This is a genomic window from Isoptericola jiangsuensis (genome assembly GCF_048320105.1).
GTDB classification, from domain to species: domain Bacteria; phylum Actinomycetota; class Actinomycetes; order Actinomycetales; family Cellulomonadaceae; genus Isoptericola; species Isoptericola jiangsuensis_A.
In genome coordinates this window covers 2,470,516-2,485,171 of record NZ_CP182942.1, presented here as the reverse complement: position 1 = coordinate 2,485,171, position 14,656 = coordinate 2,470,516, and the positions used below count along the sequence as shown (strand labels likewise).

Annotated in this window: 13 protein-coding genes; 5 read left to right on the top strand and 8 right to left on the bottom strand. The window is 71.5% G+C overall.

The window, feature by feature from the left end; genetic code table 11:
* Positions 1–3: 3 nt before the first annotated feature.
* Positions 4–933, top strand: coding sequence for an SDR family oxidoreductase (locus ACNHYB_RS11565; RefSeq protein ID WP_418275488.1), 930 nt, complete (start codon positions 4–6; stop codon positions 931–933).
* Between the two features lie 245 nt (positions 934–1,178).
* On the opposite strand, the gene ACNHYB_RS11560 is transcribed toward ACNHYB_RS11565, so the two are convergent.
* The 3 genes from ACNHYB_RS11560 to ACNHYB_RS11550 form a co-directional block, all read right to left on the bottom strand.
* Entirely contained in the window at positions 1,179–1,664 is a 486-nt protein-coding gene (locus ACNHYB_RS11560) for a hypothetical protein (protein ID WP_418275487.1), read from the bottom strand.
* Positions 1,665–1,944: 280 nt separating this feature from the next.
* Positions 1,945–2,439 (bottom strand): DUF6328 family protein, encoded by a 495-nt coding sequence (locus ACNHYB_RS11555; protein ID WP_418275486.1) that lies wholly within the window; start codon positions 2,437–2,439, stop codon positions 1,945–1,947.
* Positions 2,440–2,499: 60 nt separating this feature from the next.
* Positions 2,500–2,859: a hypothetical protein gene (locus ACNHYB_RS11550; RefSeq protein ID WP_418275485.1), complete on the bottom strand. Its 360-nt coding sequence runs from the start codon at positions 2,857–2,859 to the stop codon at positions 2,500–2,502.
* A gap of 207 nt (positions 2,860–3,066) precedes the next feature.
* Between ACNHYB_RS11550 and ACNHYB_RS11545 the strand changes: the two genes are divergently transcribed.
* On the top strand, positions 3,067–4,539 hold the full coding sequence (locus ACNHYB_RS11545) for an NAD-dependent succinate-semialdehyde dehydrogenase (RefSeq protein ID WP_418275484.1): 1,473 nt from the start codon (positions 3,067–3,069) through the stop codon (positions 4,537–4,539).
* Positions 4,540–4,659: 120 nt separating this feature from the next.
* The gene (locus ACNHYB_RS11540) at positions 4,660–5,187 is read left to right on the top strand and encodes a hypothetical protein (RefSeq protein WP_418275483.1); all 528 of its coding nucleotides are present in this window, start codon (positions 4,660–4,662) and stop codon (positions 5,185–5,187) included.
* A 262-nt stretch (positions 5,188–5,449) separates the two neighbouring features.
* Here the strand turns inward: ACNHYB_RS11540 and ACNHYB_RS11535 are convergent, their stop codons facing one another.
* The gene (locus ACNHYB_RS11535; protein WP_418275482.1) at positions 5,450–8,131 is read right to left on the bottom strand and encodes a pectate lyase family protein; all 2,682 of its coding nucleotides are present in this window, start codon (positions 8,129–8,131) and stop codon (positions 5,450–5,452) included.
* Between the two features lie 843 nt (positions 8,132–8,974).
* Here ACNHYB_RS11535 and ACNHYB_RS11530 point away from each other — a divergent pair.
* On the top strand, positions 8,975–9,778 hold the full coding sequence (locus ACNHYB_RS11530) for a GTP pyrophosphokinase (protein WP_418275481.1): 804 nt from the start codon (positions 8,975–8,977) through the stop codon (positions 9,776–9,778).
* Between the two features lie 4 nt (positions 9,779–9,782).
* A complete protein-coding gene (locus ACNHYB_RS11525) occupies positions 9,783–11,048 on the top strand; it encodes a threonine/serine ThrE exporter family protein (protein ID WP_418275480.1) in 1,266 nt (421 codons plus the stop codon).
* Between the two features lie 9 nt (positions 11,049–11,057).
* On the opposite strand, the gene ACNHYB_RS11520 is transcribed toward ACNHYB_RS11525, so the two are convergent.
* The 4 genes from ACNHYB_RS11520 to ACNHYB_RS11505 all read right to left on the bottom strand — a co-directional run bounded on the left by ACNHYB_RS11520 (position 11,058) and on the right by ACNHYB_RS11505 (position 14,630).
* The gene (locus ACNHYB_RS11520) at positions 11,058–12,530 is read right to left on the bottom strand and encodes a polysaccharide deacetylase family protein (protein ID WP_418275479.1); all 1,473 of its coding nucleotides are present in this window, start codon (positions 12,528–12,530) and stop codon (positions 11,058–11,060) included.
* Positions 12,531–12,656: 126 nt separating this feature from the next.
* Positions 12,657–13,406 (bottom strand): alpha/beta fold hydrolase, encoded by a 750-nt coding sequence (locus ACNHYB_RS11515; RefSeq protein ID WP_418275478.1) that lies wholly within the window; start codon positions 13,404–13,406, stop codon positions 12,657–12,659.
* A gap of 205 nt (positions 13,407–13,611) precedes the next feature.
* Complete coding sequence (locus ACNHYB_RS11510; protein ID WP_418275477.1) at positions 13,612–13,761, bottom strand: hypothetical protein; 150 nt, start codon at positions 13,759–13,761, stop codon at positions 13,612–13,614.
* 83 nt (positions 13,762–13,844) lie between these two features.
* Entirely contained in the window at positions 13,845–14,630 is a 786-nt protein-coding gene (locus ACNHYB_RS11505) for an SDR family oxidoreductase (protein ID WP_418275476.1), read from the bottom strand.
* Positions 14,631–14,656: the final 26 nt, after the last annotated feature.

Here is a 14,656-nt window from a genome sequence, read left to right as displayed (position 1 = left end):
CGCATGGGAACCACAGGCGGCGACCGCATCGCCGTGACCGGCGCCTCCGGGCAGCTGGGCACCCGGCTCGCGTTCCGCCTCGCCGCCGAGGGCGCGCACCAACGGCTGGTCCTGCGCGATCCCTCCCGAGCCCCCGGGCTCGGTGACGGTCGCCCGCTGCCCGAGTGCGAGATCGCCGTCTGCGACGGGTACACCGACACCGCGGGGATGCGCACCGCCTTCGAGGGTGTGGACACCGTGTTCCTCGTCAGCGCCCGCGAGTCGGCGGACCGCGTCACCGAGCACGTCGCGGCCATCGACGCTGCGGTCGACGCCGGCGTGGAGCGGCTCGTGTACGTCTCGTTCGTGGACGCCTCCCCGGACGCGGTGTTCACGTTCGCCCGCGACCACTTCCACACGGAGCAGCACCTGCGCGCCTCCGGTCTGCGCTGGACCGTCCTGCGGGACAACCTGTACCACCGGGCCCTGGCCTCCTTCGTGGGCGCCGACGGGGTGATCCGCGGCCCGGCCGGCCAGGGCAGGGTCGCCTCCGTCTCGCACGACGACGTCGCGGACGTCGCCACCGCCGTCCTGCTCGACGAACGGCCCACCCGTCACGACTCCGTCGTCTACGACGTCACGGGACCGCAGGCGCTCACGCTGGAGGAGGTGGCCGCGCTGCTGTCGACGGCGAGCGGCCGCCCTGTCACCTACCACCCGGAGACGGTCGAGGAGGCCTACGACTCGCGGCGGCGGCTCGGGGCGTCGGCCGTGGAGCTCGCCGGCTGGGTGTCGTCGTACGAGGCGATCGCCGCAGGTCGGATGGCGGGGGTGTCGTCCACCGTCGAACGGCTCGTGGGACGCCCGGCCCGGTCCTTCGAGCAGTGGCTCGACGACTACCCGGCCGAGTGGCAGGAGCTGCGCCTTCCCGGCGTCCACGACGCGGGAGCCTGACGCTCCCGGTGGCTCCCCGCCGCGCCCCGCGGATCAGGGCGAAAAACTCTTGGCGCGCTCCGACGTCGGGCGTAACGTCACCGACGAACCGGAAAGGAGGTGATCTGAAGACGTGAAGACTCTTCGGACCCGAGAGGTGGTCGCGGGCTGACGCCTGCGACCACCGGGGACCCGCGGGTGGCCGTGCCATCGTCCAGCACGGCAGGAGGCGACCGCCTCCGGCCCGCGGGTCTCTCCGTACCCGCTCAGCCTCGTTCGCAGTAGATGGTGATCGCCTCGGAGGCGATGTACTCGGTCACCGGGTCGGGGGTGTCCTTGCAGTTCACCAGGCCGGTCTCGACGACCTCGAAGCTGGTCGCGGTGGCATCCACCGGCGAGCTGCCGTCCCCGCAGGACACGACCAGGGTCTCCACCGAGCGCGTGGTGTAGGAGTACTGGACGTACTTGCCCTCGTCCTTGCCGACCAGCAGCTCCTGGGGGTCGGCGAGACGCGGGGCCGACGTCGAGCCGACGAGACCGGCGGAGGTCGCGTCGTCGATGATCGCCTGCTGCTCGGCGGTGGCACCCTTGGCGACCTTCACCCCGGCACCCTCCTGGCGGTCCCAGGAGTCGCGGACCTCGATGGTGCCGTCGTCCGCGACGCGCGAGACCATGATCGCGGTGAAGGTGTCCGACTCGTCGGGGGAGCCGACGGGCTCGACCTTCACCGAGCCGGTGCAGGAGCTCGCCACGGCCGGTGCCGTGCTGGCGCTGGACTGCGCCGAGGGCGTCCCGCTGGCGGCCGAACCGGGTTCGTCGGCACCCGCGCAGCCCGCCGCGAGCAGGGCGACGACTCCTGCGGTCGCTATCGTCCGGACGTATCGGTGGGTACTCGCCTCATTGCGTCTCACGCGGCGAAACTATCGGAAGGAAAGCGCTTAACACCAGGGTTTCGCCGGACTCGCAGGCAACGATCGTGCAACAGATGCCTACATTTCTGCCTTTTCCGGGCAGCGGGCGCGCCCGCCCACCTCAGTCCCGCCGTCGGACCCACAGGGGCAGCACCGCCCACAGGCCGAGGAGCATCAGCGCGACCGCCACCCCCACGACGAGCCCGGCCACACGCCCCAGGACGACGTCGAACACCAGCATCGTCGTCGCGGACAGCGCGACCGCCAGCACGACGAGCCCCACCCGGGTCAGCCGGTCGCCCGCCGTGACCACCGACCTCTTCAGGTGCTGGCGGAACAACGAGCGGTGCAGCGCCACCGGCGCGATGAACAGCCCGGTGGCGACGATGCACAGCAGGACGTCGACGAGGTAGACCGTGCGCTGGACGTCGTCCAGGTCGGCGAACCGCGACTGGAACGGCAGGATCAGCAGGAACCCGGTGAGGATCTGCACCCCGGTCTGCAGGACACGGAGCTCCTGCAGCAGCTCGTTCCAGTTGCGGTCCGAACGCTGCTCAGGGGTCTCGGGGCGTCCCTGCGAGGCGCCCGTCAGCGCCCCGGTGGTCTCGTCGCTCATCCGCCTATCGTGGCCGACGGCGGCGCCCGGGTCGACACTTCGGCGAGGGTCGTCGCGGCGTCAGCGCCCGAACGGCTTGTCGGGGTCGATCGTGGAGCCCGGCGCCGGGGCGTCGGGGGAGTGCGTGCCGGTCGTGGTGCCGGTCGTGGTGCCGGTCGAGGTGGTGTCGGCGGACGACGCGTCGACGGCCTGCTGCTGGGCACGCTTGACGACCGAGAGGACCGCGGCGGCCGAGACCACCATGCACAGCACGACGACCACGAGGAACACCGGGAAGGCGATGATCTCCAGGGTCAGCAGGACGACCGCGGTGATCAGCACCGCGGCCTCCACCAGCGCGACGACCAGGAAACCCCTGGTCAGGACGTTGCGGGAGCTCGACGGCTGGTCGGACGGCTGGTTCGACGGCGGTGAATCCATGGCCCGAGCCTAGCGAGGCGACCGCGACGGCCGCCCCGGCCACCGCCGCGGTCCCGTCGCGACGCGTCGAGAACCCGTCTCATCTTCGGGCCTCCACGGAGCCCGATGCCGTGTGCCGATGTCCTCGTCGCCCGATCGTCGTAACGTGGCTGTCGTCCACCAGGCGCGCCGCCGTGGACGCGACGCGCGCCGAACGAAGGAGTCCTGATGAGCGAGACCCGCGAAGCCGACCTGCTGTCCTCGGTGCCCGACGGCCTGTTCGTCGGTGGCGCGTGGCGGCCGGCGAGCGAGGGCAAGACCTTCGGCGTCGCCGACCCGTCGACGGGGGAGACCGTCAAGGAGATCGCGGACGCGTCGGTGGCGGACGGCGTCGCCGCGCTCGACGCGGCGTGCTCCGCCGCCGACGAGTGGGCCGCCACGCCCGCACGCACCCGGGGCGAGATCCTGCGCAAGGCGTTCGACCTCCTGCAGGAACGGGCCGACGACGTCGCCCTCCTCATGACGATCGAGATGGGCAAGCCGCTGGCCGAGTCCCGCGGCGAGGTCACCTACGGGGGCGAGTTCCTGCGCTGGTTCGCCGAGGAGGCGCCCCGCATCCAGGGCCGCTACGGCGCGAACCCGGAGGGCACCGGCCGCATCGTCGTGTCCCAGCACCCCGTGGGGCCGTGCTACCTCATCACGCCGTGGAACTTCCCCCTGGCGATGGCCACGCGCAAGATCGCGCCCGCCCTCGCCGCCGGGTGCACCGTGGTGCTGAAGCCGGCGTCGCTCACCCCGCTGACCACGTTGTTCGTCGCTCAGATCTTCGCCGACGCCGGCCTCCCGGACGGTGTCCTCAACGTGGTGACGACGACGTCGACGGGCCCGGTGTCCGAGGCGATCCTCAGCGACCCGCGGCTGCGCAAGGTGTCCTTCACCGGGTCGACGCCGGTGGGGCAGAAGCTGTTGGCGCAGGCTGCGGACGGCGTGCTGCGCACCTCGATGGAGCTCGGCGGCAACGCCCCGTTCGTCGTGTTCGACGACGCCGACCTGGACAAGGCGGTCGACGGCGCCATCGCGGCGAAGTTCCGCAACATCGGCCAGGCCTGCACGGCGGCCAACCGGTTCATCGTGCACCGGTCCGTGGTCGAGGAGTTCACGCGCCGGGTGACCGAGCGCGTCGAGTCGTTCACCACCGGCCGCGGCACCGAGGACGGCGTCACCATCGGCCCGCTCATCGACGACCGCGCGGTCGCCAAGGCGTCCTCGCTCGTGACGGACGCCGTCGAGCGCGGTGCCACGCTCCGCACCGGCGGCGAGGCGCTCGACCGGCCCGGCACCTACTTCGCGGCGACGGTGCTCGACGACGTGCAGCCCGGCAGCGAGATCCTCCGCGAGGAGATCTTCGGCCCGGTCCTCGCCATCGTGCCGTTCGACGACGAGGACGAGGCCGTGCGGCTGGCGAACGACACCGAGTACGGGCTCGTGTCCTACGTGTACACGGAGAACCTGGCGCGCGGGCAGCGCATGATCGAGCGGCTCGCCACCGGGATGATGGGCCTCAACATGGGTGTCGTGTCGAACGCGGCGGCACCGTTCGGCGGCTGGAAGATGTCGGGCCTCGGGCGCGAGGGCGGTGCCGAGGGCATCCACGAGTACCTGCAGACCAAGTACACGCTGACGCCGGACCCGTTCGCCTGAACCCTGCGCGGACGACCGCCGGGCAGGGGATCACCCGGGTGATCCCTGCCCGGGGCGTGTCGGGACCGCGTGGCACAGCCTCCCTACCGGTGTCCGATCGTCTCGACCCGGTAGGTCCCCGTGCTCCCGTCCCTGCGCCACCTTCTCCGCGACGCCCGTGGTGTCGCGGCGCTCGTTCTCGGCGTCGCGCTGCCTCTGGCGGTGCCGGTGCCGACCGAGCCGTGGCCCCACCAGTACCCGGTCCACGAGCCGAGCGCCGTCGCCACGCTGACCTCCGCTCCCGCGGTGCTGCACTGCACCGTTCGCCGCGAGGTCGACGGGTGCGTCTCGTTCGCGCCGGACGCACCCGGGGCCGTCGTCGCCGTCCTCTACACGCAGCCGTACTTCCGGGGCACGCGGGTCGTGGTGCACCTCGACGTCGGCGCGACCGAGTGCAGTGCGCGCACCTCGGACGACGAGGGCGGGGGCGACCTGGGCGGGCCGTTGCGGGCGGCCCTCGGGCGCATCAGGTCGGTCGAGACGTCCCACCGGTGCGACGTGCGGCTGCACGACGAGTTCCTGGGGACCGGCGGTCGGGCCTCGGGGTGGCTGCACCGCGAGCTCGTGGTGTCGGCGGGCCTGCCGGTCGCCGCCTTCACGATCTCCTGAGCCCGAGCTCCTGGGGCCGGCCCGACACTGCCTCGCCCACCCTGCCGGCCCGCACTGCCGGGCCCGCACTGCCAGGCCCGCACTGCCAGGCCCGCACTGCCAGGCCCGCACTGCCAGGCCCGCACTGCCAGGCCCGCACTGCCAGGCCCGCACTGCCAGGCCCGCACTGCCAGGCCCGCACGAGGCGGAGCCCCGGAAGACCTCCAACCAGGTCCTCCGGGGCTCCGCCCGTCGCGCGTCGATCAGTGCGCGGTGCGACCGATCAGCCGAAGCTGACCTGCAGCGAACCGTCCGAGGCGAACGACCAGTCGAGGTCGCCGCTGTAGGTGGAGCAGGCCGAGCTGTTGGACCCGCTGAAGAACGAGTTGCCTCCGAGGTCGGAGCCGATCGTCCTGTCGTTGGAGCCCGAGTCGCACGAGGTGTTGTTGCTGAACTTGTGCGTGCCCTCGTCGAAGTTGAAGTTGCGCTCCTCGTTGCCCACCGAGACGTTGCCGTCGACGGTGATCGAGCCCGGGTTCGAGTTGAACGTGAACCCGTGCTTGCCGTTGTTCACGGCGTAGGAGTTCTTCACGACGTGGTTGACCTTGATGTCCTCGCCACCGAGCTTGTAACCGTTGCGGTCACCGGCGCCGGCCTGGCCGCCGTCGGACAGCGTGCCGTTCTCGTAGGCGAGGGAGTTCTCGATCGTCACGGCACCGATGGGGCCGGTGTCGTCCTTCGTGTACAGGTCCCAGCCGTCGTCGATGTTGTTGTGCGAGACGGTGTCGCGGAACACGTTGCCCGGCCCGGAGGTGAGCTTGGCGGCGAACCCGTCGGCGTCCTCGCCGTCGGAGTCGGCGTTGTCGTGCGACTCGCTGGAGACGATGAGGTTGTTCGACGGCCACTCGCTCGACGGCGCACCCGCGACGAGGCGGGAGAGCTGCAGACCGGTGTCGTGGTTGTAGCGGGTCACGACGCGCTCGATGACGTTGTCGTTGCCTCCGAGCAGGATGCCGTTGTCGCCCGCGTGCTCGACGACGATGCCGTAGACGTGCCAGTAGTCGCCGCCGATGGCGAGACCACGGTTGGCGGAGTTCTCGGACTGCGCCGAGAAGTTCAGCACGGGGGTCTCACCGGGGACGGCCGACAGCAGGGTGCGGTCGCTCGAGGTGCCGTCGTTGCCGGGCTCGATGGTGACGGTCTCCGAGAAGCTGTACCTGCCGCCCTTGAGGAAGATCTCGCCGCCCGGGTTGACCCGGTCGATGGCGGAGACCAGCGTGGTCGGGGCGGACTCGGTGCCCGCCGCGCTCGCGCTGCCGTTCGGGGCCACGTAGATCGTGTCCGCGCCCGGCTGGGGGTCGGTCGGGTCGTCGGTGGGCTCGGGGTCCGGGTCCTCGGTGGGCTCCGGGTCCGGGTTCGACGTCGAACCGGCGTACGTCTCGAGCTCGGCGACCTGCGGGGTGCCGTTCGAGCCGGTGATCTCGAAGTTGATCTTCGTCAGCGACGTGGTGGGGATGGCGATGGCGCCCGCACCGGAACCGGTGGCCAGCGTCTCGCCGTTGTCGTTGTTGGTGACCTTCCATGCACCGATGCGCCCCTGGGCGGCAGCGGTCTCACGGACCACGAGGGAGGACACCGAGGTGGCGCTGCTCCACTTGATCGAGATGCGGCCGGTCGAGCCGCTCGGGGACCAGTAGGTGCTCAGGTCGCCGTCGCGGACGTTGCCGTAGCTGGTGCCGCTGCCCTTGCTGGATCCGTCCGAGCCGGCGCCGAGCGACAGGTTCTCACCGCTGGGCTCGCCCGTCGGGTCCGGGGTGGGCTCGGTGGTGGGCTCCTCCGTCGGCTCCTGCGTGGGCTCGTCGGTGGGGTCCACGGTCGGCTCCTCGGTGGGGTCCGGCGTCGTCGCCGAGCAGGATCCGTCGGAGACCTTCATGCCCTTGTTCGCGCCGGCGGTCGCCGCGAGCAGGTTCGGCACGCACTCCGCGCCGTCGAGCTCGTAGCTGTACGGCACGCTGACGTCGGTGGTCGACGTCGGGTTCGGGCCGGCCGGGTGGTTGTCCGAGCCGTCGGACGTCCAGGTGATGTTGTCCCAGACGTTGCCGGAGACCTCCCACGAACCCATGTCGTCCGTGTAGAAGGTGCCCAGCGGGTCCTTGGAGTCCTGGAAGTAGTTGTTCTCCACCAGGGCCTTGGCGCCGAGGCGGGCGTTGATGCCCGACTTGACCAGACCGACGTAGTGGTTGTTGTACGAGTGCGCCGTGCCGGCACGCAGCAGCGGCGTGCGCGAGTCGATGTTCTCGTAGATGTTGTGGTGGTAGGTCACCGGGCCGTTGCCGGTGTCGGAGTCGCTGGACCCGACGAGCCCGCCGCGACCGGAGTTGCGCAGGATCGAGTAGGACAGCGTGACGTTCTTGGTGTCGGCCTTCATGTCGAAGAGGGCGTCGTAGCCCGCCGACTCGCCACCGGACGCCTCGAGGGTGACGTGGTCGACCCACACGTTGCTGACGTCGGTCTCCATGCCGATCGCGTCGCCGCCGTTCGAGGTCGGGGAGCCCGACTTCTTGACGTTCTTGACGGTCACGTTCTGGATGATGATGTTCGACGAGTCGCGGATGTGGATGCCGAGCTGGTCGAAGGTCGCGCCGCTGCCGACACCGACGATCGAGACGTTGCTGACCTGCTTGATCTCGATGACGCCGTCCGCGGTGTTGCAGGAGTCGCCGGACACCTTGGACGTGTTGCCGTGGTTGATGGTGCCGGAGACCTCGATGATGATCGGGGTGTCGTCGCTGGCACGGTTGCACAGTGCTTCGTGGATCTGGGTGCCGGTGGTGGCACGCACGGTCTCGCCGCCGGCACCGCCGGTGGTGCCGCCGTTCTGGGTGGCGAACCCTGAGGCATCGCCCGTCACGCTGGCCGAGGCCGGCATGAGTGCCGTGATGCCGATCGCGCCCGCGACGGCCACGGAGGCCCCTGCCGCGAAAATCTTGGCTGCGACTGGACGTTTCATCGTCGTCTCACCTTCGTCGTTGAACATCGGGTCATTGCTTCGCTGCGATCCGCAGGTGCAGTGACGGGTGCGTCCCGCCCAGGTCGGCGCGACCGCTGGCTGCGGACGTCGTCGTGCACGCTCCGGTTCGCGGTCGGTCGCATCCGTGCCGGCGGTTCCTCCGGTGCGGGCATGTCCCGCACCGTGCGTCCCCGTCGACGTCGCCCCGAGCATGTCCCGCTCCGACGTTGGAGCAGGCACCCGGATGGACCCTCACCGTGAGATACCGGTTTCTCGATACTAGAGACCGGTTTCCCGGTAAAGCAAGACCCAGTTGATTGGCTTAACGGCGACTTACTCTTGAAGAACCGGAGTATGTTCACCATCCTTCTTTGACTCGCATATGGCCTCCGCGTCCGATCGGGCCCCGCCCGGTCCGCCGCGCGGAACCGGCGCATCCACCCCCAGAACCTGCCGCGAACCAGCACCCTCGGGCCCCGCGTGGCAGCGCATCCACCACCCGTCAAGGTCGATGGATGCGCGACCCTCGGCCCGGTGCCGCTCAGGTCACGAAAAAGAAACGCCACCACGTGCTCGCCACCTTCTGACCCGCTCGCGCACACATGATCTTCACATCTGAAACGGTTCGGTCACCGACCCGCGCGAGCTGGCTCAGCGTGCGGACCCCGTCCACCGACATCGTCCGGGCGCTGCCAGGACCCGCGCTGCCGGACCGGCGGCGCGGCTCCTGCACCGTGCCGCGGAACGGGACCTGTGGTCGGATCGTTCGAGTGGGCAGGGACAGCCGAGGGAGCCGAGATGGATGACGACGGGACGACGGACGACGCGAGCCGCGCCGAGTACGAGCTCCTGGAACGGCTCCGCGCGGAGCACGTGGGCGAGGTGCCCGACGCCGTGGCCGCGGACGCCGAGCTGCTCGCCCGGTTCCGCGCGCTGCGCGACCAGTTCCAGCACCTGCAGATGCTCTACCGCTTCGGCATCGCCGAGGTGTCGACGAAGATCGACATCCTGCGCCAGGAGTTCGAGAGCGTCTACGACTACAGCCCCATCGAGCACGTGCGGACCCGGCTGAAGTCCCCGGAGAGCCTCGTCTCCAAGGCGCTGCGCCAGGGGACCGCGCTCGACGTGCCGGCGATCCGGGCCGAGATCCGCGACATCGCCGGGATCCGCATCACCTGCAGCTTCGTCTCCGACGTGTACTGGATCGCGGAGATGCTCAGCACCCAGGCCGACCTCCGGTTCCTGACCACCAAGGACTACATCGCCCGCCCCAAGCCCAACGGCTACCGGTCGCTGCACCTCATCGTCGAGGTGCCCGTGTTCCTGTCCCGCGTGGTCGAGCACGTGCCCGTGGAGCTGCAGATCCGCACCATCGCCATGGACTTCTGGGCCAGCATGGAGCACAAGCTCCACTACAAGTACCGCACGGAGATACCGGACCACATCGCCGCGGAGATCGACGACGCCGCCCGGGTCGCGGCCGACCTCGACGCGCGGATGGGCCGGCTGCGCGACGAGGTGCGTCCGTTGCCCCGGCACGGGCCCGATGACGCCCCGCCCGGGGTGCCGCCGCGCGCCACGGCGCCCACCCCGCCAGGATGATGGTGTGCCCACGGCCCCTGACGATGCCGAGATCGAGCTCATCCGCCGCTCCGGTGTCGCGCTGCGCGTCGGACGGCTCTCCCTGTCGGCCGGGACGGGGTCGTACCGGGTCAAGGCGTCGATGGCCCGCACGGCCCGCGCCCTGGGGATCGAGGAGCACCAGGCGCACGTCACGCTCACGGAGATCACGACGACGTCGCACCAGGGGTCGAGCTTTCGCACGGAGGTCACCGAGGTACGGTCCGTCGGCATCGACGCGAACCGGCTGAGCGCCCTGGAGCGGTTCGCGCAGGACGTCGAGGCGCACGCCCCGGTGACCGTCGAGGACGCGACCCGGGAGCTCGACCGCATCCAGTCCACGCCCCCGCTGTACCCGGCGCTGCTCAACGCCCTGTGGGCGGCGATCGCGTGCGCGGCCTTCGCGTTCCTCAACAACGGCGGACCGGTCGAGGTGATCGGCGTCTTCTTCGCGGCGGGGGCGGGTCAGCTGCTGCGACGCAGCCTCGTGCACCGCGGCTGGAACCAGTTCGGCGTGACGATGCTCGCGGCCGCCCTCGCGAGCCTGACGTACGTCGCCCTGCTGGCCGTCTTCGCGGCGTTCGGCGGGGAGGCGGTGAGCCACGAGGCCGGGTACGTGTCCGCGGTGCTGTTCCTGGTGCCGGGGTTCCCGCTGGTCACCGGTGCGCTGGACCTCGCCAAGCTCGACTTCTCCGCCGGGCTGGCTCGGCTCACCTACGCGCTGATGATCATGACGTCGGCCGCGCTCGCGCTGTGGGGCGTGTCGATGATCGTCGGACTGACCCCGGACCCCGAGGGACCGGCCGGTCTGGATCCCGGCCTCCTGCTCGGGCTGCGGCTGCTGGCGAGCTTTCTGGGGGTGCTCGGCTTCGCCCTGATGTTCAACAGCCCGTGGACGATGGCGGTCGCGGCCGCGGCCATCGGGATGGTCGCGAACGTCGGACGGTTGTGGCTGGTCGACCACGGTGTCGCGGTCCAGGCCGCGGCCGCCGCGGCCGCGCTCGTCGTCGGGCTGCTCGCCGCCGTCGTCGCCCCCCGCATGAACGTTCCCCGGGTGACCGTGTCGGTGCCCGCCGTCGTCATCATGGTGCCGGGGGCCACGGCCTACCGGGCCGTCTTCCACCTCTCGAACGGGGAGACCACCCAGGCGCTGGCGTACGCGGTGGAGGCAGGGCTCGTGGTCGCGTGCCTCGCGATCGGGCTGGCGGTGGCGAGGATGCTGACCGACCGCGAGTGGGGCTTCGAACGCTGACGCGGGGCGTCACCGGTTGTAGTAGACCTCGCCGGGCTCGGGGTCACCGAGGAGCTGGGGCACGGTGACGAGCGTGTACCCGTCCTCCTGGAGCTGGTCGATGATGCCCGGCACGGCGTCCACGGTGGTCGGGTGGATGTCGTGCATGAGGATGATCGCACCGGAGGCGGCGCCGTCGAGGGCGCGCTGGGTGGTGATGTCGGCGTCGCGGTTCTTCCAGTCCTCGGTGTCGACGTTCCACAGGATCTGCGCCTCGCCCCGGTCGGCGAGGATCTCCGCGACGGTGTCGTCGGTGGCGCCGTAGGGGGGTCGCATGAGGGTGGGGCGCACGTCGGCGGCCTTCTCGATGGCGTGGTCGGTGCGTCCGACCTCGTGCTCGATCTGCTCGTCGCTGAGCGTGGTGAGCTGCGGGTGGTCCCAGCTGTGGTTGCCCACGACGTGTCCGGCGTCGACCTCGGCGGCGACGAGGTCCGGCCGGGTGGCCGCGTTGGACCCGACCACGAAGAACGTCACCTTGACGTCCTTCTCCTCCAGCTCGGAGAGCAGCTTCTCCGTGTACGGTCCGGGCCCGTCGTCGAAGGTCAGGGCGATGCACTTCAGCTCGTCGCAGTCGACGGACTCGCCCGGGTCCTGCTCGGCCGCTGTCGGGGTCGGCACCTCGGACGGTTCAGGTGCCGGGCTGGGGGACGGCGGGTCGGGCAGGCCTTCGAAGGGTTCGCCCGCCATCGCGGCGTCGCGCACGACGTCGCCCTGCTCGGTCAGGAGGTCGGCACTGACGTCTGGTGCGATGCGGACGGCGAGCTCGCCCATCGACTCCGCCGCGGCCTCGCCCTGCCCGACGACCACGACGAGCGCACCGTCGGGCTCGAACCGCAGGTCGGAGCTGACGGCGGACTCGTCCGGGGCGCCGGACTCGACCCCTGCGGCCTCGGCGGCCTGCTGCACGAGCTCGACGGTGGCGGCGGGGTCGGCAAGCAGGTCTTCGCCGTCCCAGGCCTCGTCCTCGTCGACGTTCGCGTAGACGGCGCGGGAGGTGGTGGTGCTGTGGGCGCCTCCGGTGTAGATGGAGGTGGTGGAGACGACGCCGAGCACGGGGCCGGCGGCCAGCACCGGCGCCCAGGAGACGTTGAGCTCGTTGACCACGCCGGGGCTGAGGCGCCCCTCGTAGATCTCGACGTCGGTGTCGGCCAGGTCGGCGAGGGCGTTCTCCATGGCGGGCTCGCCGGGGATCGACGCGGTCGTGACGGATCGCCGGTCCTCGTCCTCCTCGACGTGCTCCACCTTGACGCCGGTGACGCCCGCGACCGAGGAGTGGTCGAGCACCGGTGGGACGTCGACCACCTGGGAGTCCGCGGCCGCGGTCATCGAGGGCATCGCGGACTCGCTGGTGGACTCCGGGTCGGTGTCCTCGGTGCAGCCGGCGGCGACGAGCACCAGGAGGGCGAGCGCTCCGCAGGACGGGAGGCTGAGGGGCTTCGGCATGCGGCACTCCTGGTCGGCGTCACGGGCGGGCTCCTGGAAGGATCGTAGGTTCGTGCTGCCGACGGCGCCCGGTGGGGGATCGGTGGGGGATCGGTGGGGGATCGGTGAGGGCTCGGCGCGCTCCTGCTACCCCGTGGTGCGCCGTGCCGCGGTGAGGTGCCGCTCGAGCGCGGGCAGCAGCACGTCCCACGACGACGGCGGGGGCACCTGGTGGCCGACGTCCTCGAGCACCAGCAGCGACGCGCCCGGGACGGCGGCGGCGAGCACCGCCCCGTGGCCGGGGAACAGGGGGTCGACGGCGCCGTGGACGACGAGCGTCGGCACGGCGATGTCGCCGAGGGTGCCGCGCACGGGCTCGCCCTCGGGCGCCTGGAGGTGGTTGTCCCCGACGCCGGCGTCCGTCGATCGTGCGACGGCGCGGCGGGCGATCGCGCGCGTGCGGTCGGCGTCGAACCGTCCCCGGCCGGTCAGGGCGCGGTCGACCTCGACGAGGGAGTCGACGAGCGCTTCCGGGTCGTCCGGGTCGGGGCCGTCTCCGCTCCACAGCCCGCTGAGCTCGGCCGACGGCGGTGCCGGCGGCGGGCCGTCGGGGCCCGCGACGACGCGGCTGGTCGAGACGAGCGTGGCGGAGGCGACCCGCTCCGGGTGCTCGATCGCGAGCTGTTGGGTGATGGCGCCGCCCATCGACAGGCCGACGAGGTGCGCGCGGGACGCCCCGACGGCGTCCAGGACGCGCAGCGGGTCCTCGGCCAGGTCACGGCCGGTGTATGCCGGAGCGCCCCGGGGGACGTCGTCGAACGGCCGGTGTCGCGGTGGTCGTAGCGGACCACCCGCCGTCCTGACGCGGCGAGCGCGAGGCAGAGGTCGACGGGCCACCAGTCCATCGACGACGACGCGCCCGCGAGGAGCAGGATCGTCTCGGCGTCGGGGTCGCCGACGCTCTGGTAGCAGAGGCGCACGCCGTCGACGGCGACGATCTGCTCGTCGCCGAGCGCCTCGCCGTCGGCCGGGCCGGGCCGGACGTCGGTCATGCGTCCCACGCTAGGTTCACGGCGGGGGTCCCGCAGCGTGTGCCGTCCGGTCACGTCCCGAGCTTGTCGGGCGCCAGGACGATGTCGACCCGGGTGACCAGGGCGTCGTCGACCGTGAACGCCACGACGAAGACGCACCGCCCCCGTGCGCGGCCCACGAGGCCCAGTTCGCCGTCGACCGGCTCGAGCCCGAACACCATCTCGCCGCGCCTGCGCGGTGACGAACGCCGTGACCACCCGGTCGTGGGTGTCCTGGTCGACCTCGAAGCGTTCCGCCAGATCTTCAGCGTCCATCCGCCACGCCGTCCAGCCACGTCGTGAACGTCGTGCGGCCCAGGACGGCGGTCGGGTCGTCCGCCGCGGTCAACGACCCGTCCCGCATGCGGCGCCCCGCCGCACCCGGGAGCGGGACCGGCACGACCCGACGTCCGAGTCCGCGTGCCCGGGAGAACCGGCGGGCCAGGTCGTGCATCAGGTGCACCTCGGGGCCCGCGAGGTCCGGGACGCGGCCCGTCGGGCCCTGCTCGGCCAGGGCGACCAGCGCCTGGGCGACCTCCCGCGCGGCGACCGGCTGCGAACGCATCCGCGGGACCATGCACACCGGACCCAGCCGGGCGAAGCCCAGCGCCTGCTCGGCGAACTCGTGGAACTGGGCTGCACGCAGCAGGCTCCACGGCTGGTCTGCGCCCGTCAGGAGCCGCTCCTGACGGACCTTGCCGAGGAAGTATCCCCACGGGACGTCGTCGATGCCGATGATGGACAGCGCCACGTGGTGGCCGACCCCGGCCTCGCGTTCGCCCGCCAGCAGGTGGCGGGTGACCGCGCCGAAGAACGCCTCCGCCTGCTTCTGCACGGGTGCGTTGGCGACGTCGATCACGGCGTCGACGCCGGTCAGCCGCTCGGCGAGCCCGTCACCGGTGGTGAGGTCCACGCCCGAGGACCGCGTCAGCGGGACGACGTCGTGGCCGTGCTCGACCGCCACGTCGACGACGTGCCGCCCCGCCGTGCCCGTCGCGCCCGCCACCGCGATCCGCATGCGACCCATCTTCTCCTGCTCGTCGGTGTCCATGCAGGGTGGACGGGTGAGCGGCCGAG

What these genes read in the sequence shown, in the direction of transcription:
- ACNHYB_RS11555 (WP_418275486.1), bottom strand. Translation starts at nt 2,439, where the DNA reads ATGAGCGACGAGACCACCGGGGCGCTGACGGGCGCCTCGCAGGGACGC.
- ACNHYB_RS11565 (WP_418275488.1), top strand. Translation starts at nt 4, where the DNA reads ATGGGAACCACAGGCGGCGACCGCATCGCCGTGACCGGCGCCTCCGGG.
- ACNHYB_RS11510 (WP_418275477.1), bottom strand. Translation starts at nt 13,761, where the DNA reads ATGGTGTTCGGGCTCGAGCCGGTCGACGGCGAACTGGGCCTCGTGGGC.
- ACNHYB_RS11520 (WP_418275479.1), bottom strand. Translation starts at nt 12,530, where the DNA reads ATGCCGAAGCCCCTCAGCCTCCCGTCCTGCGGAGCGCTCGCCCTCCTG.
- ACNHYB_RS11550 (WP_418275485.1), bottom strand. Translation starts at nt 2,859, where the DNA reads ATGGATTCACCGCCGTCGAACCAGCCGTCCGACCAGCCGTCGAGCTCC.
- ACNHYB_RS11545 (WP_418275484.1), top strand. Translation starts at nt 3,067, where the DNA reads ATGAGCGAGACCCGCGAAGCCGACCTGCTGTCCTCGGTGCCCGACGGC.
- ACNHYB_RS11530 (WP_418275481.1), top strand. Translation starts at nt 8,975, where the DNA reads ATGGATGACGACGGGACGACGGACGACGCGAGCCGCGCCGAGTACGAG.
- ACNHYB_RS11505 (WP_418275476.1), bottom strand. Translation starts at nt 14,630, where the DNA reads ATGGACACCGACGAGCAGGAGAAGATGGGTCGCATGCGGATCGCGGTG.